This window comes from Alishewanella agri BL06, assembly GCF_000272005.1.
Taxonomy (GTDB): Bacteria; Pseudomonadota; Gammaproteobacteria; order Enterobacterales; family Alteromonadaceae; genus Alishewanella; species Alishewanella agri.
In genome coordinates this window covers 421,314-445,735 of the sequence record NZ_AKKU01000026.1, presented here as the reverse complement: position 1 = coordinate 445,735, position 24,422 = coordinate 421,314, and the positions used below count along the sequence as shown (strand labels likewise).

At 52.6% G+C, this 24,422-nt stretch carries 16 protein-coding genes; 11 read left to right on the top strand and 5 right to left on the bottom strand.

Annotated elements, in window-relative coordinates:
* Positions 1-8 precede the first annotated feature (8 nt).
* The 5 genes from AGRI_RS15665 (at position 9) to AGRI_RS15645 (ending at position 9,550) form a co-directional block, all read left to right on the top strand.
* On the top strand, positions 9-1,421 hold the full coding sequence (locus AGRI_RS15665) for an FAD-dependent oxidoreductase (RefSeq protein WP_008985845.1): 1,413 nt from the start codon (positions 9-11) through the stop codon (positions 1,419-1,421).
* A 455-nt stretch (positions 1,422-1,876) separates the two neighbouring features.
* The gene (locus AGRI_RS15660) at positions 1,877-4,846 is read left to right on the top strand and encodes a TonB-dependent receptor domain-containing protein (protein ID WP_008985844.1); all 2,970 of its coding nucleotides are present in this window, start codon (positions 1,877-1,879) and stop codon (positions 4,844-4,846) included.
* A gap of 50 nt (positions 4,847-4,896) precedes the next feature.
* The gene (gene yfcC, locus AGRI_RS15655) at positions 4,897-6,381 is read left to right on the top strand and encodes a putative basic amino acid antiporter YfcC (protein ID WP_008985843.1); all 1,485 of its coding nucleotides are present in this window, start codon (positions 4,897-4,899) and stop codon (positions 6,379-6,381) included.
* A gap of 10 nt (positions 6,382-6,391) precedes the next feature.
* Positions 6,392-7,597, top strand: a complete 1,206-nt coding sequence (gene iadA, locus AGRI_RS15650; protein ID WP_008985842.1) for a beta-aspartyl-peptidase — start codon at positions 6,392-6,394, stop codon at positions 7,595-7,597.
* Positions 7,598-9,550: a cyanophycinase gene (locus AGRI_RS15645; protein ID WP_008985841.1), complete on the top strand. Its 1,953-nt coding sequence runs from the start codon at positions 7,598-7,600 to the stop codon at positions 9,548-9,550.
* Between the two features lie 81 nt (positions 9,551-9,631).
* Here AGRI_RS15645 and AGRI_RS15640 read toward each other — a convergent pair whose 3' ends face one another.
* Positions 9,632-11,650 (bottom strand): spermidine synthase, encoded by a 2,019-nt coding sequence (locus AGRI_RS15640; RefSeq protein ID WP_008985840.1) that lies wholly within the window; start codon positions 11,648-11,650, stop codon positions 9,632-9,634.
* A gap of 315 nt (positions 11,651-11,965) precedes the next feature.
* On the opposite strand from AGRI_RS15640, the gene AGRI_RS15635 reads away from it, so the two are divergent.
* The 4 genes from AGRI_RS15635 (at position 11,966) to AGRI_RS15620 (ending at position 16,394) form a co-directional block, all read left to right on the top strand.
* Entirely contained in the window at positions 11,966-13,414 is a 1,449-nt protein-coding gene (locus AGRI_RS15635; RefSeq protein ID WP_008985839.1) for a YfcC family protein, read from the top strand.
* 147 nt (positions 13,415-13,561) lie between these two features.
* Complete coding sequence (locus tag AGRI_RS15630; protein WP_008985838.1) at positions 13,562-14,149, top strand: CAP domain-containing protein; 588 nt, start codon at positions 13,562-13,564, stop codon at positions 14,147-14,149.
* Positions 14,150-14,188: 39 nt separating this feature from the next.
* Complete coding sequence (aceK, locus tag AGRI_RS15625; RefSeq protein WP_008985837.1) at positions 14,189-15,937, top strand: bifunctional isocitrate dehydrogenase kinase/phosphatase; 1,749 nt, start codon at positions 14,189-14,191, stop codon at positions 15,935-15,937.
* Positions 15,938-15,941: 4 nt separating this feature from the next.
* The gene (locus tag AGRI_RS15620; RefSeq protein WP_008985836.1) at positions 15,942-16,394 is read left to right on the top strand and encodes a YaiI/YqxD family protein; all 453 of its coding nucleotides are present in this window, start codon (positions 15,942-15,944) and stop codon (positions 16,392-16,394) included.
* Between the two features lie 13 nt (positions 16,395-16,407).
* On the opposite strand, the gene AGRI_RS15615 is transcribed toward AGRI_RS15620, so the two are convergent.
* Positions 16,408-17,292, bottom strand: coding sequence for a pseudouridine synthase (locus AGRI_RS15615; RefSeq protein ID WP_008985835.1), 885 nt, complete (start codon positions 17,290-17,292; stop codon positions 16,408-16,410).
* Between the two features lie 106 nt (positions 17,293-17,398).
* Here AGRI_RS15615 and AGRI_RS15610 point away from each other — a divergent pair, with 106 nt between their 5' ends.
* On the top strand, positions 17,399-18,103 hold the full coding sequence (locus AGRI_RS15610; protein WP_008985834.1) for a tRNA-uridine aminocarboxypropyltransferase: 705 nt from the start codon (positions 17,399-17,401) through the stop codon (positions 18,101-18,103).
* Here AGRI_RS15610 and AGRI_RS15605 read toward each other — a convergent pair.
* The 3 genes from AGRI_RS15605 to AGRI_RS15590 form a co-directional block, all read right to left on the bottom strand.
* On the bottom strand, positions 18,071-20,497 hold the full coding sequence (locus tag AGRI_RS15605; protein ID WP_008985833.1) for a putative bifunctional diguanylate cyclase/phosphodiesterase: 2,427 nt from the start codon (positions 20,495-20,497) through the stop codon (positions 18,071-18,073). The two genes, AGRI_RS15610 and AGRI_RS15605, sit on opposite strands and share 33 nt — an antisense overlap.
* Positions 20,498-20,504: 7 nt before the next feature.
* Positions 20,505-21,431, bottom strand: coding sequence for a type 2 periplasmic-binding domain-containing protein (locus tag AGRI_RS15600; protein WP_008985832.1), 927 nt, complete (start codon positions 21,429-21,431; stop codon positions 20,505-20,507).
* 221 nt (positions 21,432-21,652) lie between these two features.
* Positions 21,653-23,245 carry an isocitrate lyase gene (locus AGRI_RS15590; RefSeq protein WP_008985830.1) on the bottom strand — a complete coding sequence of 531 codons (1,593 nt, stop codon included), beginning with the start codon at positions 23,243-23,245 and terminating at the stop codon, positions 21,653-21,655.
* A gap of 194 nt (positions 23,246-23,439) precedes the next feature.
* Here AGRI_RS15590 and AGRI_RS15585 point away from each other — a divergent pair, with 194 nt between their 5' ends.
* Complete coding sequence (locus AGRI_RS15585; RefSeq protein ID WP_008608671.1) at positions 23,440-24,378, top strand: LysR family transcriptional regulator; 939 nt, start codon at positions 23,440-23,442, stop codon at positions 24,376-24,378.
* The last annotated feature ends 44 nt before the right edge of the window (positions 24,379-24,422 follow it).

Sequence of the window (24,422 nt, the reverse complement as noted above, 5' to 3'; positions counted from 1 at the left end):
GAGGCGTTATGGCACAGAATGTATACCAGTTTATTGACGTAAAACGGATTGATCCGCCAAAACGCTCACTAACCGAGAGAACTATCGAGTTTGTTGAAATTTATCAGCCATTAAGTGCCACCCAGGCAGCTGGTCAGGCCGACCGCTGTCTGGATTGTGGTAACCCCTACTGTGAGTGGAAATGTCCGGTACATAACTATATTCCCCAGTGGCTCAAGCTGGCGAATGAGGGCCGTATTGTCGAAGCGGCAGAACTGTCCCACAAAACCAATAGCCTGCCGGAGGTGTGCGGTCGGGTTTGCCCACAAGACCGGCTCTGTGAAGGCGCCTGTACCCTGAACGAAGGCTTCGGCGCTGTTACCATCGGCAGTATCGAAAAATATATCACCGACAAAGCCTTTGAAATGGGCTGGCGGCCTGACTTATCCGCTGTGGTTAAAACTGACCGCAAGGTCGCGGTGGTCGGCGCCGGTCCGGCTGGCTTAGCCTGCGCCGATGTGCTGGTACGTAACGGCGTTACCCCTGTGGTGTTTGACCGTTATCCGGAAATCGGTGGCTTGCTCACCTTCGGTATTCCTCCGTTTAAACTGGAAAAGGATGTGTTAAAACTGCGCCGGCAGATTTTCAGCGAAATGGGCATCGAATTCAGACTAAATACCACCGTCGGTGTCGATGTTAGCTTCGACAGTCTGTTGGAAGAGTATGATGCCGTCTTTCTGGCGCTGGGTACCTATACGCCGATGAAAGGTGGCCTGGTGAATGAAGAGGCGCCCGGTGTTTACGAAGCCTTGCCGTTTTTAATTGGCAACGTCAATAACCTGATGGGCTGGCAGACCGAACACCCCTTTGTCAGCATGGCAGATAAAACCGTGGTGGTATTAGGGGGGGGCGATACGGCTATGGACTGTGTCCGAACCTCTATTCGTCAGGGTGCGGCTAAAGTCAGCTGCGCATACCGCCGCGATGAAGCCAATATGCCAGGCTCGCGCAAAGAAGTGCAAAATGCCCGCGAAGAAGGCGTTGAGTTTCTGTTTAATCTGCAGCCACTGGGGATTGAATTAAACGATGCCGGCCAGGTCTGCGGCGTACGGGTAGTGACTACCGAACTGGGGGCACCTGATGCCAAAGGGCGGCGCAGCCCACAGCCTGTGCCGGGATCAGAGCAGGTATTGCCGGCGGATGCGGTGATTATCGCCTTTGGTTTTCAGCCCAGTCCACCAAAATGGTTAATCGACCAGGGTGTAGCGTTGGATAGCAAAGGCCGGGTCTTAGCCAGCGAGCAAAGCCCCTATGCACTACAAACCAATCAGCAAAAAATCTTTGCTGGTGGCGATATGGTATTAGGCTCTGATCTGGTGGTCACGGCTATCGCCCAGGGCCGCAAAGCAGCTGAAGGGATCCTGGATTATCTGCAAGTCTGATTTATCAAAGCTGTAATAATAAATGCCCGTCACTCGCGGGCATTTTTTATTCTAATACCAGCCGCCGCAGGCAACGAAAAATCTGCAACAGCGGCTTGACAGGATCAGACAGCTGGCATATAACTTAAGGAGCCATCGAATAAAGGTGGTTCACTGACTTTTTAATCCTTTTAGTTAAAAGTAGCGATATGTTAAAAAAAGCCGTAAAGCTAAGCTCATATCACTACTCGTCATACTACCTCTCTGAGTGGTTTAACGAGTAGAAACGCAACAGGTTGACCTGACACTGACTATCGTCAGTGTGGTGGTACCTGCTTTTCTATTTGTTTGACCCAAAAAACCAAATAACAATCATAAAGCAAAAATGAAGCCCCTGGCGGCTTCACAGCGTTTTGCTATGCATACTTTGATGCATAGGGCTGTGCGGCTGCCTGCTTATCCAAAAAGGTGTAACCATGAAACACTATGCTCCTCTCTCACTGGCTATTGCTACCGCTTTAGCTATGGCAGTACCGGCTGTTGCCCAACAAAGCACTGAAGCAACTGACGAAGCAAAAAGCCTGGAACGGATTGCTGTCACCGGCTCGCGCATTAAAGGCGTTGACCTTGAAGGGGCGCAGCCGCTGGTGGTTTTGTCGGCCGAAGATATTAAAAACTCCGGCGCCGGCTCACTCTATGAATTACTGAAGGATCTTGGTCAGCTCCGGGGCGGTAACGGCACCTTCTCTACCTCAGAAAGTGGTGCCACCTCAACCGCAACGCCAGCCGGCCAGTCAGCCGCCTCATTACGTGGCTTAGGCCCGGCTTCAACCCTGACCTTGATTAACGGCCGTCGTGTTGCCGCCTCCTCTTTTGCGGCCGGTACGCAAAACTTTGTCGACATTAACAGTATTCCGATTGCTGCGATTGAGCGCATTGAAATTCTGGCCACCGGTGCCTCGGCTATTTATGGTGCCGATGCGGTAGCTGGCGTAATAAACTACATTCTGAAAAAAGATTATGACAAGGCCGAAGTCAATCTGTCCTATGCCAATAGCACCGCCTCTAGTGATGAAGGCACGGCTAACCTTAACCTAATCTGGGGGCAGCAGGTTGCAGGCGGCAATCTGACGGTATTTGCCGATTTGTTCGACCGCAAAGACTTGCGCGCCACAGATCGCGACTTTACCCGCACGCCAATTTTACAAAGTAATTATTCTTACCTGCCAAAAGGCACGCCAAATATCTATTACTTTTCGACCCGTAGCGGCAATGAAATAGCAACGCCGGGCTGTCCGACACCACTGGTAACCACTGAGTTTGGCGAGCAGATCTGCGCCTATTATCCGAACGAAGATGATGTACTGCGCAGCCCCATTAAAAGCGCGTCAGCCGGTTTAATGTTTAATAAAGATTTAAACACTAACCTGAACTGGCAGACCGATGTGTTTTATACCCGCACCAAATCTACTGCTGTCTCCAGCCCGGCGCCGATTAACCAGCTAAACGATGCCGAAGGTGCCTGGGTACCGGAAAATGCGCTGGATATCTTTCCCGGCACCACCCGTGATAATAGTTTTATCTATTTTGGTGACGACGAAATCTATATTGATCCGTTTTTCTCCCCGACCGGCCAGCGGCTTTGGGGCTTTCAGTTTGACGCCCGCTTTACCGAGCCGCGCACTGTAGAGGTTACCACTGAAGCACTGCGACTGGTATCAGCCTTATCCGGTACTTACCGCGACTGGGATTGGGAAAGCGCCGTGCTGGTGTCGCGCTCTAAGTCGACTCAGGAAGCCGTAGCCGGTATTTATAATCGCTATAAATATCATGCCGCTATCGCCGGTGAGCTCTGCTCAGATGGCAGTATCGCCAGCCGCAGCGGCAATACGCTTAGCTGTGCCACTGGCACTAATCTGGTCGGTTTTTATAATCCGTTTTTACAAAATGATGCCACGAATGACGCCAGACTGGCGCTGGCACAAGAAGTGCCAACCCGTGATGGTTTAAGTACCCTTTATGGTTGGGATGCGCGGATTAGCGGCGATCTGTTCGAATTCAGGGACAGTTTTGTCAGGGCAGCCTTTGGTGCTGAACTAAGACGCGAAAAAATCACCGACGAGCCATCCGAAAACGCCCAGGCCCGCTTCGATAATGGCTATCTGGTCGATGTCTTTGGTTTTGGCTCCAGCTTATCCAGCGCCAGTCGCAATCAGGCAGCGGTGTTTGGTGAGTTCTATGTGCCTCTGACCAGCCAGTTAGAAATGCTGGCAGCCGGCCGTTACGACCACTACAACGACTTTGGTGGCACCTTTAATCCGAAAATCGGCTTTACTTACCGGCCTACCGATGAGCTGGTACTGCGCGCCTCTTGGGCCAGCTCGTTCCGCGCGCCCTCTTTAACTCAGGCGGGTGTCAAGCTGCGTACCACTACTGCCCGTTATGATTGTTCGGCCAACGAGGTAGTAAACCAGTTTTACTGCGGCGGTCAGGGCGGTACTGGCAGTTTGAACGTGTTGGAGCTGGGCAACCCGGAGTTACAGGCGGAGACCTCAGAATCGGTTAGCGTTGGTTTTGGCTGGAGCCCGGGCCGCAACACTACGGTGACCGTCGACTACTGGCAATTTGATCACAAAAAACTGGTTGATACCGATATGACCGCTGCGCTGGCGCGCAGTATTACCGATGTGACACAACGTCATTGTGGCCTGGTGCCGGAAGGAGCCACTGGTATTTCACTCAATCCGGATCTGGCCGTCGGCCGTGACCGCTTTAACATTTGCGAGGTGCTGGATAGCGCAGGCCGTAACCTGACTGATCCTAATGCCAATATGCAGCAAATTCTGACCGAGTGGGTGAATAGCACCCCGGCGCGGGTCACCAGCTTGCCGCTGTTCCGGGATCATGTGATTTTGTTAGATAACGTAGGCCGTCAGCAGGTAAAAGGTATCGACACCCGACTCAGCCATAGTTTTGACCTGGGTCAGGGTAAACTTGGGGTGGATATCGATTGGACGCACTATTTGTCTTTTGAACGTAATAAAGCCGGCTCAGACGAGATTGAGTCGCTGGTAGGCACTTATCGCTATCCGCGCAATATCGCTAATCTGCGGCTGTCGTGGCGGGCCGAAGACTTCTTTAGCGGTTTAGGTGTAAGTTATACCGCGTCCTATGCTGATGATATCAGCCGGCTGCGACTGCGTGAATTGGAGGAAATGGAGCAACTTGGCGTGTTGAATCCTGATGGTGAACGGCAAGTGAGCTCATGGACCACAGTACGCGGTTATATTGGCTATGACTTTAAAAATGCCACTGTCAGCTTTAATATCGACAACCTGTTCGACCGCGACCCGCCACGGGTTTATGGTTCAAGCCGGGGCTTCGATTCCATCAATCACAATGCACTGGGCCGTAACTATCGGTTATCCTTTAGCTACTTCTTCTAAACTCAGGGCTGCCGGCCACCGCCGGCAGCCTGTGCACACAGGTTAGTTGTATGACACCATCAACCAAACAACCGGCACAGATGCCGGATGCCTTTGTCATTCTGTTTTTCGTGATGATTTTGGCAGCACTGGCATCTTATCTGATCCCGGCAGGCAGCTTTAGCCTGACGGAATTGCCAGCAGCAACCGAAGGCGCTATAAAAGCCAAAGGCAAACTCGACCCGCAAAGTTTTCAGTTTGCATCCGAGCAGCAACAAGGTGTACCGCTGTTTGCTGAAGGCGGCGGTATCGGCTTTTTTAACTATGCCTTTGAAGGCCTGGTTTCCGGCAATAAATGGGGCTCTGCCGTCGGGGTAGTGGCCTTTATTCTGTTAACCGGTGGTGCCTTTGGCATCATTATGAAAACCGGTGCTATCCATAATGGCATAGTGGCGCTGATCGAAAAAACCCGGCGTACCGAGTTTTTGTTTATCCCATTGATGTTCGCACTGTTCTCGCTCGGCGGCGCGGTCTTTGGCATGGGGGAAGAAGCTATCGCCTTTTGTATCATCCTGCTGCCGTTGATGCTGGCACTGGGCTATGATGCGATCACGACCGTGCTGGTGACCTATGTCGCAACCCAGATCGGTTTTGCTACCTCTTGGATGAACCCCTTTAATGTCGCCATCGCGCAGGGTATTGCCGAGATCCCGCTGTTATCAGGCGCTGAGTTACGCTATGGCATGTGGGCGGTATTTACACTGTTTGGCATCGTTTATACCATGCGCTATGCCGCCCGCATTAAAGCCACACCGGAAAGCTCATTGAGTTTTCATACTGATCAGCGGTTACGGCAGCAGCAAAGTAGCAGCGTGCAACACCGCTATAACGGTCTGGACAGCCTGATCCTGTTGCTGTTTTTTGCCGGACTGTGCTGGATTATCTGGGGTGTGACGCAGCGCGAGTACTATATTCCGGAGATCGCCAGTCAGTTTTTCACCATAGGGGTGGTCATTGGCATGGTGGCGGTACTGGGTAACAGAATGCGCGTAAACGAAGTAGCCGATGGCTTTAAACAAGGTGCGGCCGAATTGCTGCCGGCAGCACTGATTGTTGGCATGGCTAAGGGTATAGTGCTGATCCTCGGTGGTGATAATGCCGAGCAACCTTCAGTACTCAATACGCTGTTGTTTTACTCCGGGCAGGCACTGGGCGATTTTCCGGCCTGGTTATCTGCCTGGTTGATGCTGGTTTTACAATCTATTTTTAATTTCTTTGTCGCTTCCGGCTCCGGCCAGGCCGCGCTAACCATGCCACTGATTGCCCCGCTCTCCGATATGCTTGGCTTATCACGCCAAATCGCCGTACTGGCATTTCAGCTCGGTGATGGCCTGACCAACTGCATTATCCCCACCTCCGCCGCCTTAATTGGCTGCCTGGGTGTCGTCAGAGTGGACTGGAGTGTCTGGCTGAGATTTGCCTGGAAATTACAACTGTGGCTATTTGCGCTGGCGTCGGCTTTTATGCTGCTGGCGGTGGCGATTAATTACCAATAATGAGGTTATCTTGGAACAGATTATTCTGATTAAGGGCGCACAACTCTATGCCCCTACTGCGCTTGGCACTAAGGATCTGCTGCTGGCCGGTAATACCATAGCGGCGATTGCCGATAATTTAATGCTTAATGATACCAACTTACCGATCACAGTGATCGATGGCAGCGGCAAGTTACTGGTACCCGGCTTTGTTGACTCTCTGGTACATTATATCGGCGGCGGTGGTGAGGGTGGCTTTGCTACCCGGACCCCGGAAATGCAGCTGACCGATGCCACTCTAGCCGGCGTGACTACCGCCATTGGCGTGTTGGGTACCGATGCCACTACCCGAACCCTCAGCAACTTGCTGGCGAAGGCGCATGCGTTAGACATCGAGGGTATCAGTACCTATTGCCATACCGGCTCTTATGAAATCCCGTGCCGGACGCTAACCGGCAACATTACCGATGATCTGATCCTGATTGATAAAATTATCGGTGTCGGTGAAATTGCCATTAGCGACCACCGCTCGTCACAACCAACGATCAGCGAAATCCGCAAGGTTGCCGCTGCCGCCCGGGTTGGCGGTATGCTGGCCGGCAAAGGCGGCGTGGTCAGTGTGCATGTCGGCAGCGGCAACAGCTTACTGCAACCGCTGTTTGATGCGGTAGCCGGCACCGAGTTAAGCTTAAGCCAATTTTACCCGACCCATATCAACCGCAACGAAGCCTTGTTTAATGCAGGCCTGGAATTCGCGCGTGCGGGCGGCGTGATTGATTTTACCACCAGCACCACCGCCTACGATTTGCAGCATGGCGAAGTGGCCGCCGCCGCCGCCGTCGCCCGGGCCCTGGCTGCCGGTATTAGCCCAACGCAGTTAACCATGAGCTCGGATGGCAATGCCAGTCTGCCGATTTTTAGCCCGGATGGTCGTTTACTCGGTTTGGAAGTGGGTGCAGTGCGTAGCCTGCATCAGGCACTGCAAAGCGCCGTGCTGGAGTTTCAGGTGCCACTGAGTGCCGCCCTGACCACGGTAACTCAGGCACCAGCGCAGGTTTTAGGCCTAAAACAAAAAGGCCAGCTTGCAGTTGGCAAAGATGCTGATATGCTGCTGCTCAATAGCCATGATCTGAGTATCGACACCGTGATCGCCAAAGGCCGCTGCCTGGTAAAGGACGGACGGCCACGGGTGTATGGCACCTTCGAAAAACCGCAGCAATTCGCAACAGGAGGTTAGATGCGTCTTTCCTGCATAAAGCTGCTGCTTGTTAGCAGCCTGGTTGGCCTGGCAGTACCGGGCGCACTGGCGGTTGAGCCGCAGCCGGAACCCGCTCAGACAGAACAGCCGTTGGCTGCCGCCGATGAACCGACGCCGGCTGTTGAGCCTGAACCCAGCATTCTGGATATCGCCAGCACGCCGACGCAAGTCCTACCGCAGCCTGAATACGATCTGATGTTAATGGGCGGCGGTCTTGCCACCTGTAGCTCAATGTCAAACCGCAGTTGCCTGGAACAAACTCAGTTCAGCGCCCTGGCAAAAACCGGTAATTTGTATTGGTTGCAACAGAGCCTGCTGCAAAATTTCGCTACCGCGGAAGTTTTCAGCGCTGAACGTAAAACATTGCAGCAACAGCTGGTGCAGCTGTTTAATCGACTTGCTGCTGAACATACTGCTCCGCTAACCGAACAACAGTTGGTCGAGCTGTGGCGGGCGGCTCCGGCCACAGAGCAAGCGCCGGATGGTGAAACCCTGTGGCAACAGCTGTCTGACCGTGAGTTAAATGTCGTCTTTGATTATCTGGAAGTGCCGACCCTGAGCAGTGATGGCAAGTACCGCTTAACTGAACACGTTGATTTAGCACAGACTTCGGATCAGCACTCGGCTGAACTGTACCGTGAGTTTGTGCGTCTGGCGGCAACGAAAGCCAGCAATAAAGGGCGCAGTGCGCCAAAACTGCTCATGGTGACCGCCTCATCACGGGATCCCTTTGCTGCGGTGGATTTTTATCTGGATGCCTTTCGCCAGGCTGGCGCAGAGGTAGAGTGGCTACCGCTAACCGCTGCCTTGCAGGCGGCGATGCAGGCGCAAAATTGTCAGGCGCTGCCGCAATTTTTGGCGGACATCCATGGTAGCTACCGCCGTGAACAGGTTTATGCGGATCTTTACGCACTTAAGCTGCAGGCCTGTCAGGCAGGCAGTAAAGCCCTGGTTGCAAAAATTGCTGCGGCTGATGGCATTTTCTTTAATGGCGGTGATCAAAGTCTGACCTATCAGGCGCTGCGCTTTGCGGACGGCTCTGCCAGCCCGGAGCTAACCGCGATTTTCGGTGCCGTTGCCAACAAGCAGCTGCTGGTTGGTGGCACCAGCGCTGGTACAGCAGTGATGAGCGGCAATCAGTGGCTGGCACCTCAGCTGGCAGCGGTACCGATGATTTCCAACGGCGACAGCTATCATGCCTTACAATATGGCGCGGTAGCGGGCCCTGCGCCCTGGCCGGGTTGTCGCAAAGAAAACCGCTGCCCGGATAATTTAAGTGAGCGCCAGCTTACCTATACCGCGGCCGGTGGCCTGGGATTATTCCCGCTCGGTGTGCTGGATACCCATTTTGCCGAGCGCGGCCGTCAGGCCCGGCTCTTAGTGCTACAGCAGGCAACGCAAACCAGACTGGCTTTTGGTGTCGATGAAGCCAGTGCCATGCTGGTCGATCTGGGCCACTATGCCACAGGGCTGGTGCAAATGGCTGCCCGCGGCGCCGGTGAGGTCTATGTCAGCGAGTTACAGTCAGAGTCGAGCAAAACGCAGTTACTGGCGCACACCTACACCCTGACAGCAGGCGATACGTTAGTCTGGCAAGCAGAGACCTTGCCCCAGGCTGAGACTTTAACCCCGGCTGAGTCCTCGCCCCAGGCAGAGAATGTGCCCCAACAGGTAACACTAACGCTGGTGCCCGCCGCCGCTAAAACGCCGCTGACCGAGCAGGCCGAGCCGCTGCATAGCAAGAGCCCGCTATTTAGCCGCGATCACTACCGTAGCCTTAGCCGCTCGTTGTGCCGCAGCAACTTTCACAGTGCCACCGTCAGTGAGCCACCTTATCTGATCCGGCTGAGTAAAGACGGCGCTTGCAGTGCCGACGCCGAAGGTAACCTCAGTTATCGCCAGCAGCTACGCATTATCAGTCCGGAAGAATAACCGCCACCGAACCGGTTGCCCTGCTGCCTTTAGCGCAGGGCGACTAGCTCCGCTCTCTTCATTCAACAGCGACTTCAGCAGCTACTTCAACACTTGAAACAGGTTACTGTGTTGATCGGTCCAGCGCACTTCGGGTCGTAAGGGTCTTGGCCAGGGCCGACTGGCTTGCCGGATGCTGTCTTGTTGTAAAAAACGCTGATTGCGACTTAGCAGTACCCACTCGGTCGCCGCCGGATTATCGGCATCGGCTGGCGTCGGGATAAAGACCGCATCCAGCCCCAGCGCCAAAGCCTGATTACGTAACACACTACTGAGATCCAGATAGTTATTCGAAATATGCACAGCCAGCACACCATCCGGCAGCAAGTGCTGCCAATACAATGCCAGCGCCTCAGTCGTTAACAGATGCTGCGGAATGGCATCACTGCTAAAGGCATCTAACACCAGCAGATCAAACTGCTGACTGCCCTGTTCTGCCAGTTGCTGCTGCAGCAGCTGTCTGGCATCGCCCAGCTGCAAGCGGATCTGAGCCTCGCTCTGCGCCAGATAACTAAAATGCTGCTGGGCCGCCTCGATCACCGCCGGATTAATTTCATAAAACTGTAATAGGTCGCCGCTGCGGCCATAGGCCGCCAAAGCGCCGGCGCCCAGGCCAACCAACCCCAGATGACGCTGGCTCAGCTGGCTGCTACTGCGTGCCGGATCAGCCGGTAAAAAGTGTGCTATTGCCAATGCGACCCCAGTACCAGGCCGATAGTAACTCAGCGGTTGCATGGCTTTGCGCTCGTCCAGATACTGCGCACCGTGGCTGGTGGTGCCATCTATCAGTTGGCGCTGCCGTTGCCCGTTTAACTCGACATCGCGCACTATCAGACTCCCGTAAAAATTCCGGCTGCTGCTGATATCCTGGCGCCCCAGTTGCTGTTCGATCAGTAAAAAACTGCCAATAAAGATCCCACCTGCCAATAACGCCGTTGCCGTCTGCCACACCGCCTGCCGGCGCCAATTATGCAGCGTCACCAGCCAGAGGATCGCCAGTAGCACCAGCGGAAACTCCCAGTAACGACTAAACAGCAACGGCGCCAGTAGATTAACCAACAGGCCGCCCAGCACCCCACCGGCAGCCAACAACAGATAGAATGCCGTTAACTGCTCACGGGACGGCTTGCTGCGTGCCAGCTCGCCATGACAGAGCATACAACCACTAAACAGCAACATCAGATACAGCAGCAGCTGTGACAGCCAATCAAACTGCCGTCCCAGATAAAACAGCAGTAGTGCAACAACTAAGCAGATGGCAAATAAATACAACCAGATGGCGCGCTGATACCAGCTATCGCGGTTAAACACCAGAGTAAAACTGAGTAAGTAAAGTGCCAGCGGTACTACCCAGAGAAAGGGCACCGGCGGCACATTTTGCGTTAATTGCTGGGTTACTGCCAACAACAGCACCACTCCGGCGGCAGATAACGCCAGATAACGACCGCTATGGCCGCGCCGCAAAGTCAGTGGTGCCGCGGGCAGCAGCTTGCTCTGCGCCAGTGACTGCCACAGCAGCACCAGGATACAGCCGCTAAACAGGATAAAACCGCCAGTCCAGTAAGCTTGCTGCTGCGGTAGCGCCAGATAGGGCTCGACTAAAAACGGATAACTGAGTAAGGCCGCAAAAGAGCCCAGATTCGATAATGCATAAAGCCGGTACGGACTCTGTTGCGGATAACGGGCGGCAAACCAGTTCTGCACCAAAGGCGCAGTGGCGCTTAACAGCAGATAGGGTAAGCCGATCGCCAGTGCAAGATAGCTTAGAATACCCGACAAGGGTGCAGCTTGCGGATCGGGTTTCGCATCCAGCAGTAACAAACTGGCTACCGCCAGCAGCAGTAAACCGCTATGCCAGAAACGCTGCTGCGTCAGGTTAGCATAGCGGCTTAGCAGGTGCGCATACAAATAGCCGCCAAGCAGCGCCGTTTGGAAAAACAATAATGCGGCGGTCCAGATCTGAGCGCCACCACCAAAGTATGGCAATAGCAGGCGCGCCAGCATAGGTTGTACCAAAAACACCAGACTGGCGCTGAGCAGCACGGTCAGAGCAAATAACAAGGGGTCTACTCCGCTTAAAAGGCGTCAGCCTACCCAAAGTACTCTCTGCCAGCAAGGGGTATCCGCCGCGCTGTATGCTGCTTACGGTAAATAACGCAGCGCTGTGTTGAGGTTTGAGGAGTGAATTTTGCTCGTCTCGGCGCAGCAGCCTTGTCTGATTTGTCGAACCGCGCGTCATAGGTTAGACTTGCAGCGCGCTGGCCGGTAGCAGTGGCGGTATCGCTAACCTGTTAAGCCCTGACAACCTGGCTTTCAGCCCAATATTACTATAACAACACTCTCTATCGCGCCCCGGCGCGCTGCTAAGGTTTATTTATGGGAAAGTTTAAAGTTCCGCACACTCTCACGCTACTGTTTAGCATGATGGTGATTGCGATGATCGCCACCTGGATAGTTCCCCAGGGTTTCTTTGCTACCGAGACCATGGCCAACGGCCGGGCTGTGGTTGTGCCGGGTACTTTTAGTCTGGTTGAAGAACGCAGTTATCTGACGCCCTGGCAATTATTAACCGCCATTCCAAGGGCTTTTGCCTCCGCCCAGGATGTGATTTTCTTTGTGATGATTTTAGGCGGCGTGCTGGCAGTGGCCCGCGCAACCGGCACTGTGGATGCGCTGATTGGCCGCTTACTGGAGCGTTTTGGCTCCCGGCCTCAGATGCTGATCTTTATGGTGATCTTCTGCTTTGCGATGGCATCCAGTTTTATTGGTACCGCCGGTGAATATATACCCTTCGTATTAATTCTGGTGGCGCTGTGTAAAGCCATGCGGCTGGATGCGATGACGGCGGTCGGTATGACGGTGGCCGGCTATGGTATTGGCTACGGCATTTCTGCGGTCAATCCATTTACGCTGGTGATTGCCCAGCAAATCGCCGATATTCCGATTTTATCCGGTTGGGAGCTGCGGGCGGCGATTTTTCTGCCTTTTGTGTTAATTGGTTTTCACCATGTCTGGAGTTATGCCAAAAAGGTCGCGCAAGACCCCAACCAATCGATGGTAAAAGATCTGCCCTGCCCCCTGGGTGATAAGCATGCGGTCGATTATCCCAACTTAAACTGGCGGCATCGCCTGATCCTGGGCAGCTTTGTGCTGACTATCGGTGTGGTAGCCTACAATATCCGGATGAATGGCTGGTATCTGTATGAGCTGGGTGCCGCCTTTATCGCCTGGGGCTTATTTGTGGTATTGGTTGGCAATATCAGTACCGATACCGCTGCGAAAAAATTTATCGAGGGCGCGATGGAGCTCACCACCACCGCGGTATTAATCGGTGTCGCACGCGGGATTTCACTGATTTTAGAAGATGGCCAGATCCTGCATTCGCTGGTGCATGGTATGTCAATGCCGTTATCTTATGTCGGCTCTGAGGTGGCAGCGGTGGGCATGCTGTTTATCCAGACCTTCCTGAACTTCTTTATCCCGTCTGGTAGTGGTCAGGCCTATGTCACTATGCCACTAATGGTACCGCTCAGTGATTTGCTGGAAATTCCGCGGCAGGTAGCCGTATTGGCGTATCAGTTTGGTGATGGTTTCTCTAATATGATTATCCCAACCAATGCGATCTTAATGGGCATTATCGGTATTGCCGGTATCCCTTACGGCCACTGGTTCCGCTTCTGTTTACCACTGATGGTCAAACTGATGCTGGCCTCCTCAGTCGTACTGGTATTGGCGGTGCTATTTAACTATGGCGCAGATGTACAACCTGCCGATCTGCCATTGCAATCTGCAGTGTCTGTTGCTGAATCAGTTCAGCCAAATTAATTCTTTAGCGATCATCTCTCGCAGTTAAGGGCCCTGATGGGCCCTTTTTATTGTTTATCACTATCGTCGCGACGGTTTTGGTATAGGTTCTGGTCAAAACCTGATGTAAGGGGTATGCTGTAAAAAACGTGCAACTAAGATACAGTCTTGATATTTATCCTAATTTTGTCGTTGCTGGCACCCTATTCAGATATCCGGCATTACGGACAGCCGCAAAACGTTGCGGAAAAACAGTACTCAGCAGAATGTGGTCTGGATCCCAGAGCTCAGCAGCTGGCTCGTCTGATTATTGAGGATCCGTTACAGCAACGCCTGCAGCTAAGCTGTCATAGTATTCTGGCGCAAGCCGCCGCAGACAAAGCCAAACAGATGGCAGAACATGGCAGAGTCGACCATTTCGTTGGCGGGATTGGAGCGAACCAACGTCTCAGAGCGCTGGGGTACCAGCTTCCACCCTACTACAGCAGTATTACCGGCAATAGTGTCGAAGCCGTCGCGGGTGGTTACACCTCGGCAGCAGAAGTATGGGAAGCCTTTAAAAGCTCCAGCCGGCACCGCAGCCATCTGTTGGGGGAAACCGCATTTTTTGCCGAACAAAATCACCTTGGCGTCGGTTTTTACTATAAATGGCATTCGCCCCATCTGGAATATTGGGTGGTCTATATCGCCCGGGAAGCCAGAGCCGATGATCCAAAACAGCTCTGTCTGGATATCGGTTGTGTTGCTCCAGACTAAGCCGTACTCTGAACAAACTTATGCAGCGTAGCAGCTAACATGGCACTAAAAACTTCCGCTAACCAGGCACGGCAAATTGCCGAGATTATTTTAAAAGGCTTTCGCAAACACTTTCGCTTATTTCAGCAGGTCACGGCTCGTGCCCGGCAGCGCTTTGAGCAAGCCGACTGGCAGGCCTATCAACAAGACAGCTCCGAGCGGATCCAGTTTTATGATTTGCGGGTTAATGAAACCATCAGCCTGCTACGCCAGCAATTACCCGCCGAATGTTTAAATGAACCGCTGTGGCAGCAGGTTAAGCAACACTATCTGGAGTATCTGCTGTTTCACCCGCAGGCAGAACTGGCAGAAACCTTCTATAACTCGGTGTTTTGCCGGTTATTTGCCCGCAAGTACTTTCATAACCAGAATATCTTTGTCGAATCGACTTTGGATAAGCAACACCTGCCGGCACCTATTGCCTCGGTGTACCAAAGTTATTTCCCGGCACAGGATGGTTTAAAGCAATCGATCCGCAATATTATTGCCGCCTTTGGTTTTAATACGCCCTTTATCGACTTGGAACATGATATCCGCTGTGTGCTACGCAGCTTTATCAGTCAGTCCAGTCATGGCGCTTTTCCGGTGCATCTGCTGCGGTTAGATATTCTGCACACCCCGTTTTTTCGCAATAAAGCCGCCTATCTGGTTGGCCGGGTGGTGACACCGCAAGGCCAGCAACCGTTTATCATTCCGTTGCTGCACGCTGAAGGTAAAGGTCTGTATCTGGATACGCTGCTTACCGATCCGGAGCAAATGAGTATTATCTTTGGCTTCTCGCGCGCCTACTTTATGGTGCAATGCCCGGTCCCCTCGGCACTGGTGCATTTTTTACGCGAATTGCTGCCGCATAAAACCCTGGCCGAGCTGTATGCCGCCATAGGTCTGCATAAACAGGGTAAAACCGAATTTTATCGCGAACTTTTGACCCATCTTGAGCGCTCAAGGGATCGCTTTGTTGCCGCGCCAGGGATCCGGGGCATGGTGATGATGGTGTTTACCCTGCCCTCTTTTCCTTATGTGTTTAAAGTGATTCGCGATACCTTTAGCGAAACCAAACAATTTGACCGCGCCACGGTAAAGGCCCGCTATCAACTGGTGAAACAGCATGACCGGGTCGGCCGGATGGCCGATACGCTGGAATATTCCGATGTTGCCTTGCCGAAGGCGCGCTTTACGCCCGAGTTATTGCAGGAGCTACAGGACAGTATTGCCGGTTCGCTGCAAATTGAGGATGAGCTGGTGGTAATTAAACATCTGTATATTGAACGGCGGATGACACCACTCAACCTCTATCTGGAACAGGCCTCAACTGCCGATAAAGCCAGCATTATGGATGACTACGGCACCGCCATTAAAGAAATGATTGCTGCCAATATTTTCCCCGGCGATATGCTATTGAAAAACTTTGGTGTCACCCGGCATAAACGAGTGGTGTTCTATGATTATGACGAGGTGCAATATCTGCTGGATGTGAATTTCCGCAGCCTGCCCAAGGTCGATAGCTTTGAAGCAGCACTGGAAGCAGAGGCAAATTGCTGGGCCGCACCCGGTGATGTGTTTCCGGAGCAGATGGCGACCTTTGTCACACCGGGTGCCGAGATCCGCGATATGTTATTTAGTAAACATCCGGAACTGTTGGATGCCGGCTACTGGCGACAAAAGCAGTATCGGATCCGCCAGGGCCTGGTGGAAGATATTTTCCCTTATCCGCAAGCCATGCGCTTTTGTCACCTTTATCCGGAATGACGCTATGCCTTTTACTATCTGGGTCGATGCCGATGCCTGCCCGGCCGTCATTAAAGAGATCCTGTACCGCGCCGCAGAGCGCAAGCAACTGCCGCTGGTGCTGGTAGCAAATCAGCCACTACGTACCCCACCCTCGCCCTTTATCAGCAGCCTGACCGTCAGTAAGGGTTTTGATGAAGCCGATAATGAGATTGTGCGCCGTTGTCACCAGGGTGATCTGGTGATTACCGGTGATATCCCGCTGGCGGCTGAGGTGCTGGCCAAGGGTGCGGAAGCGATTAATCCGCGCGGTGAGCGCTATGATCGCGATACCATCCGCCAGAAACTGACGATGCGGGATTTTATGGAGACGCTACGCGCCAGTGGGGTACAAAGTGGCGGCCCGGCCGCTTTTAGCCAGGCCGACCGTCAGGCCTTTGCTAATCAGTTAGACCGGCTATTACAACAGCTACGCTAGAACAACTGCCAGGCTAAAATAACCTCTGCTGCGAGACAAAATGCTGCTGACGTTGACTAAGCGGATCGATAAAACTCAGCTGCTGCGCGAGTAGCTGCAGGGGGCGGCTGAAATCGCTGGTATTCTTCGGTAACAACTCAGGATAGTAAGCATCATTTAAGATCGGCATGCCAAGACTCAGCATATGCAGCCTGAGCTGATGGGTTTTCCCCGTCAGCGGCTGCAGCTGAAACTGGCCGATATCCCCCTCAACGCCGACCAGCTCGATAATAGAGTGCGCATTGGCCTCACCCGGTACGATCTGATTAATAAATCGCGGCTGGGCTTTTTCAATCCGGTTACTCAACTGCCAGCTTAGCGGCGGCTGCAGGTTGGCGCTTAAGCGGGCCCGGGCCTGATAGCGCTTTGCCAGCTGCCCCTGCTGAAATAACTGGTAATAATATGGCCGGCTTTGGCTATTACAGCTAAACAACACTAAGCCGGCGGTATCGCGATCCAGCCGGTGCAGCGGCGCTAAATCGCTGATGCCGGTATCCTCTTTCAGCCGCTGCAACAGGCATTCGTTAACAAAGTCTCCGCCCGGCGTAACCGGTAAAAAATGCGGTTTATCGGCGACCAGCAGGTGCGCATCCTGATACAGGATCTGATGCAAAAACGGAATTTTCGGCTCGGCCGCGACTTCGCGAAAATAACAGAGCCGGCGACTGGGCAAAAACGGCGTCTGCTCAGTGATCGCCTCACCCTGATACCAATAGACCTTGCCGTCGCGGATCCGCTGCTGCCAATTCTCAGCCGGAATGCGCGGAAAATGGGCACACAAAAATGCCAGTACCGTCGGCCAGCCCTGATTATGCGCCGGCAAGGTAATTTCAGAAGGCTGTTTGGCAGTAATTAACATCACGACGTTTGGCTTAAGCCAACAAAGCAGCAAAAAAGTGGCGGCAGCTTAGCATAAAAGCCGCTAGAATACGCGCCCAAACAGCCAACGCCCGGAACTCCTGCCTATGCATCGCAATGCTATTCTGGCGCTACGACAGCGCGAATTGCAAAAAGCCACCCGCGTTTTTAATGCCAGGGGTAGCAAGGTGCGCCGCTGTGAGCACTGTTTGCTGCCCCAAACTGACTGTATCTGTGCAGCCACCCCAGTGCCGCAGGCAAAATCCGCGTTTTGCTTTATTATGTATACCGGCGAATGCTATAAGCCAAGTAATACCGGGCGCCTGATCTGCGATATTGCTGCTGATAGCCATGCCTTTGTCTGGGATCGCACCAGGCCGGATCCGGCGTTACTGGCGCTGCTGGCCGACCCACGCTATGCGCCCATCGTAGTTTTTCCAACCCAATATGCCGAAGCAGAACGTTGTCTGGCCGATGCGGCTGCGCTACAGCAGGCCAGCGCCGGGCGCACGCCGCTGTTTGTGATGCTGGATGGCACCTGGCGCGAGGCGAAGAAAATGTTTAAAAGCCCTTATCTGGCTAAACTGCCGGTGCTGGGGATCCAGCCAACGCAACAAAGTGATTATCTGCTGCGCGAAGCAGCACACTTGCATCAACTTTGTACCGCGGAAGTGGCGATTGAAGTGCTGCGGCTGGCGGCCGATCAACCGGCTGCAGAGCAGTTAGCGGAGTACTTTCAGGTATTTCGCAATGCCTATCTAAAGGGTAAGCCGCATTTGTCATTGCCTGGCGGGGCTACTGAGCAGATTTAACCAACGCGTCTGCCAATCTGCTATCGGTAGCGGTTTGTCGATATAGTAACCTTGCGACCATAAGCCTTGTTGCTGACAGAATACCGCTTGATCTGCGGTCTCAACGCCCTCAGCAACCACTCTTAAATGTAGCTGCCTTGCCACGGCAATAATGGTTTCGACCATCACCACATCATTTTGTTGGTTCGGAATACCTTTGATAAAGCTCTGGTCAATCTTTAGTTCCTGTACCGGTAAATTGCGGATATAAGACAGTGATGAGTAGCCGGTACCGAAATCATCAATGGCAAAGGTGATGCCAAGCGCAGTCAACTGCAGCATTTTCGCGATACTGCCTTCTAAATCGTCGACTAACAGCCCTTCTGTCACTTCCAGCACCAGCGCAGAGGGCACAAACTGGTAACGTGCCAACACTGCCTTTACATCTTCAACAAAGCTGGCATGCCGGACATGACGCGGGCTGATATTTACTGACAAGGTATAACTCAGCCCCTGACTTCGCCAATTAGCGAGCAGTTCACCGGCTTTCGCCAAAACCCAATTATCCAGCGCAATAATCAGATCCGATCGTTCTGCCACCGGGATAAAGAGTGCCGGTGAAATCAGCCCCTGCTCCGGATGCTGCCAACGCACCAGTGCCTCAGCACCGGCCAGCACACCATGTTGATCACACTGGCTTTGTAAATAGAGTTTTAACTCATCTTTCTCCAGAGCCTGGCGCAAAGCCTTCTCTATTTGGAAGGCTTGTAAGGCACTTTGGCTATCTGTTTGCCGGTAGCAGGCATAGCGATTCCCCCCCAGATTCTTCGCAACATGCATCGCAGTATCAGCTTGCTGAATCAATTGCTCCGGCGGGATCAGCTCAGTAGCCTGGCTAATGCCGATACTAATCGACAACACCAGGAGTTCACCGTCAATACTAAGTGGGTTTTGTAATTCGGCTAGTAAGGTGCCTGCCAATCGCTCCGCATCTGCAAGTTTAGGAAAGGCTGCTGGTGGCAGCACCAGGCAAAAATTATCGGCTCCCAAATGGCTTAAATACAAGGCTTTATAGCGCTGTAAATGCTTAGCCATGCCCAATAACACCTGATTACCGTATTCAAAACCTCTGGCATCATTGATAAATTTCATCCGATCAATATTCAGAAATACCAGACTGACGCCGGTATCCTGTTGGCGCAAATGCTCCAGCAAAGACATCCGGTTAGGTAAATGGGTTAAGACATCGTAGAACGCCAGAAAACTTAGCCGCAGCTGTGCCGCTTTTTGTTCAGAGATATCACGTTTAATACTTAAATAGTGGCTGATCTGGCCATGACGGTCTTTCAGCGGCGTAATAGTTTGCAGCTCAGTATATTCTGAGCCATCTTTGCGCCGGTTAATAAACTCGCCGGTCCAGGCCTGATCCTGGTTCAGCGCCTGCCACATTTGCTGGTAGACCGTATCGGGAGTTTTACCGCTGCCAAGCATGCCAGGGTTTTGACCTATCAGTTCAGCCCGACCATACCCGGTTAACTCTAGTAAAGAAGCGTTAACATAGACAATCTGCTGTTGTTGGTTTGTGATCAGAATACCATCTTTGCTTTGCTCGACCGCTGCAGAGAGTTTTCTGAGCTCTGCTTCATCGGCCTGCCGTTGCCTGACCATGCTTTCAATTGCCTGAGTTAATTGTCCGATTTCGGAACGTCGTTCACCCGGCGGCAACTGCAGTGACTTACCAGTACTCACTTCCGCTAATGCCCGCACTAATTGTGCTACCGGGTCGGCCAGAGTCCGCTGCAAATAGCGCCAAAGCAGAGCTGAAGTGCCAGATAGAATAATTAACGCAATCAGCAGAGCTTGCCAACGACTTAATAGTGCCGTCAGCCAACTACTTTCATGCCGGTATTCCAGTAACAGCATCTGCCGGGCTGGTCGGCTATAATCCTCTCCCGGCGCTAACAACGGCAGATACAACACAAAAATTTGTTGCCCTGGAATAAACTGAAATGCCAATAAGCCGCTTGTCGCAGTGCTGGTAAATAACTCAGCATTAAAATGGTTAATCACTGTACTGGCATGCTGCCCCAGGTACCGGTTGTTATAGGCGCCCAGCACTTGCCCCTGTTCTGAAACCCGCAATACCCGCTGAATACGGCGATGTGCTTGCAATTCGGTTTTCAACTCCTCCATCACTTCTGGCATCTCCAGCCGCAAAGCCCGGTTAAACGAGGCCTGGCTCAAGCTACCGATAGTCCTCAGCTCCTGCTCGCTGCTGTGCAGGGCCTGACGTTGTTGTTCATTGATAATGGCAATAACAGCGATCAGCGCCAGTAACACAAAGACGGCAAACAGAATCAAGGATAGCCTTACCCGGATGCTGTAAAGATTAGTTTTTAACAACTGCGCAATCATCCGGTGCTCACCTGCAGACTTCAAGTGTTGGGGCTTGGCTAATATGCTCGCTCTGCAGCAAATACTTGCTGGTTCTGGCGATCACCGGCGCTAACTGCGCGGCCAGTTGTTGCCGATCCTGCTGATAAGGCGGGAACGCCATTCCTGCCAAAGCTTGCTGCAACTCTTCCGCACTAAGTTCAGTGTTCTGTGCCAGTATCGTCAGTGCTGAGGCATCCAACTGCTGCACCCGCGCCACGCCTTGTGACCAATAGCCAGATAGTAAGTCTGAAAATAACGCAGCCTGCCGTTGCCAAACTTCGGTTTGCACTACCAATATATCAATTATTTCGCCCGGCAGTTGCCGGCTATCCAGTAACCGCTGCGCACCAGCTTTGCTAAGCTGACTGACATAGGGCTCGTAGGTAATAACCACATCCACTTCACGCTGTAATAAAGCAGAAACATGGCGGCGCGGAACAATTAAACGCTGCTCAAACTGCGATTCGGACCAACCAGATAACTCAACGACCCGCCGCAACATATAGCCACCCAATGCGGTTTCTTCATAACCAATTCGAAAAGGTTGTGCCGGGTTAAAATCAGGCAGAGCCATCACAGCGTCGGCGCCATTGGAATAACTGAGTACTGCAGCAATACATATATTCATTGCCGTCTGACTTTGAAACGTCAGCGCTTCATCCAGGGTTAGCATTGCCGCGTCCAGCTGACCAGCACTAAAGAGTCGCAGCACCTGAGTGGTCGAGGGCAACATAGTGATCTGGAGCTGGTGTTTGTCGCCAAGCTTCAGTACGCAATCCGGGCATTCCCGCTCCGCCAACAGCAGATACAGCGGCTGATAACCCAGCCAGGTATTCCCGGCCAGATTAACTGGAGGCTGCGCCGGCTGACAGCCGGCTAACAGTATAAAAGCTACAAGAAAGAGTATCCGCATGGCTATTTTCCGTTTAAATGCCGGATTCCGATTATCAAATATTGCAGCACAGCCCTTACCAGACACCAAATTACATCAACCACTTTGATGCGCCCGATCAATTCAGTTATTACTTAATCAGTCTATTCTTACGCGAAAAGGCCCTGGCAGGAAAGGTGTTAGCAAAAAAAAGGGCAGCCGAAGCTGCCCAACTGTCAGTTACCTGACCACGTTGCGAAAACTTAGAACTGATTCATGGTGTTATGAGCACCACCGGCTTTCAGTGCCGCTTCACCAGAGAAATACTCTTTGTGATCATCGCCGATATCTGAACCCGACATGTTCTGATGCTTAACACAGGCGATGCCCTGCCGGATTTCCTTGCGCTGCACGCCAGCCACATAACCCAGCATGCCTGCGGCGCCAAAGTATTCCTTGGCCAGATTGTCAGTAGACAGGGCAGCGGTATGATAAGTCGGCAGGGTGATCAGGTGGTGGAAAATCCCCGCCTCACGCGCCGCATCAGCCTGGAAGGTCTGAATCCGCTTATCGGCTTCCAGCGCCAGCTCTGTCGTATCATACTCGGCGCTCATTAAGGCAGCACGATCGTAAGCAGACACATCTTTACCCGCCGCTTTCCAGGCATCAAATACTTGCTGGCGGAAATTCAGCGTCCAGTTAAAGGATGGGCTGTTGTTATAAACCAGCTTGGCACCCGGCACCACCTCACGGATCCGGTCAACCATCTCTTTGATCTGACCGATATGTGGCTTCTCGGTCTCAATCCACAGTAAGTCAGCACCGTTTTGTAATGAGGTAATACAATCCAATACCACCCGGTCGACACCACTGCCCTGTTTGAACTGGAACAAACCACTGGCTAAACGCTTAGGCTTTAACAGCTTACCATTGGCTTTTACTACCACGTCACCATTGGCAATATCATCGGCACTGCTAATGTAATCGCCATCCAGGAAGCTGTTATATTTATCGCCTAAATCGCCCGGCGCTTTGGTTACCGCGATTTGCTTGGTTAAACCCGCACCTAAAGAGTCAGTACGGGCAACAATAACGCCATCATCGACGCCCAGCTCCAGGAAGGCGTAACGCACGGCGTTAATTTTCGCCAGGAAATCAGCATGCGGTACTGTGACCTTACCATCCTGGTGACCACACTGCTTCTCATCCGAGACCTGGTTTTCAATCTGAATCGCACAGGCACCGGCTTCAATCATTTTCTTCGCCAGTAAGTAGGTGGCTTCTTCATTACCAAAGCCAGCATCAATATCGGCAATAATCGGCACCACGTGGGTTTCAAAGTTATCAATCTTGCTCTGTACCGCTGCAGCTTTGGCGCTGTCTCCGGCAGCTCGGGCTGCATCCAGTTCGCGGAACAGCCCACCCAGCTCGCGGGCATCGGCTTGTTTTAAAAAGGTGTATAACTCAGCGATTAATGCCGGCACTGAGGTTTTCTCGTGCATAGATTGATCCGGCAGTGGGCCAAACTCAGAGCGCAGTGCGGCAATCATCCAGCCAGACAGATACAGGTATTTACGCTTGGTGGTACCAAAGTGCTTTTTAATCGCAATCAGCTTTTGCTGGCCGATAAAGCCATGCCAGCAACCTAATGACTGCGTGTACTGGCTGCTGTCGGCGTCATAAGCGGCCATATCGGCGCGCATCACCTTAGCGGTATATTTCGCGATATCTAAACCGGTATTAAAACGGTTTTGTAAGCGCATCCGCGCCGCATACTCAGGACTGATAGCATTCCAGCCCTGGTTGCTGCCAACAACTTGCTCTAACGCGGCGATCTGATCTTGATAAGCTGTCATGGTAGTTTCCTCTTGGTTTTAACTGTAACCGCTGTGGTGTGCTTTCAATATAGTTAACAAAACAAAAATTCATAAAGCTGATTTTCATGATGCTCATCATTTTTTAGATGAATGACAAAAGCGGCTATTGGGTTCGCTTTGCAGCAATGCTATGATTCAGCGCAATAATGTACTGACAGCTGAGCATTTCAGATATGAATATCAATAAAATGGACCTCAACCTGCTGGTTTACCTGGATGTGCTGCTGCGGGAGAAGAATGTGACCCGTGCCGCCAACCAGCTGAATATCACCCAGCCGGCGATGAGTAACGGCTTAAAACGACTGCGGGATTTACTCAACGATCCGATCCTGGTGCGCACATCTGAGGGGATGGTGCCCACCGAGCGGGCCCGCGAATTAGCCCCTGTGGTACGCGGTGTTTTGCTAACCCTGGAAGAAACCTTACAACCGAACAAAGATTTTGAGCCGTCACAAAGCCGGCGCGTGTTCCGGATCATGGCCAGCGATTATGCGGCCTCGACGCTGATCCCAGCGCTATTAAAAAAATTGCGGGTACAGGCGCCCTATACCAGTCTGGATATTATGACCCCGTCCGATGTGACCTTTCATGATGTGGAAAATGGCAAGGTCGATATGGCGATTAACCGCTTTGATCAATTACCGCAGTCGTTTCATCAGAAAACCGTCTGGCGCGATAGTTTTTCCTGCCTGCTAAACCGGCAAAACCCGGTTCTCTCGCACTTTAATCTGGATAGCTATCTGAAAGCGCAGCATATTTGGGTCAGTAAAACCGGCTTTGGTGTCGGCGTCGGTATGGATCCGAAAGATGTGCAAAAGCTCGGCTGGGTAGACGAAGCCCTGGCCAAACTGGGCAAACAACGCAATATCACCGTCTTTACCCGTAACTACCATGTGGCGATGCATCTGGCGGTAGGTATTGACCTGATTGCGACGCTGCCCAGCCGCGCCGCCCGTTTATACGAAAAAGATCCGACGATGGCGATTATGGATCCACCTTTTGCCATTCCGTCAATTGAACTGAAAATGATCTGGAGCCCTCTGCTGCATCAGGATGCCAGCCATATCTGGTTTCGCCGCCTGATCACCGAAACGGCAGATGAACTGAACTGACCTGAACTGGATTAGACATAAAATCGAAAAAGGCGCCACAGGGG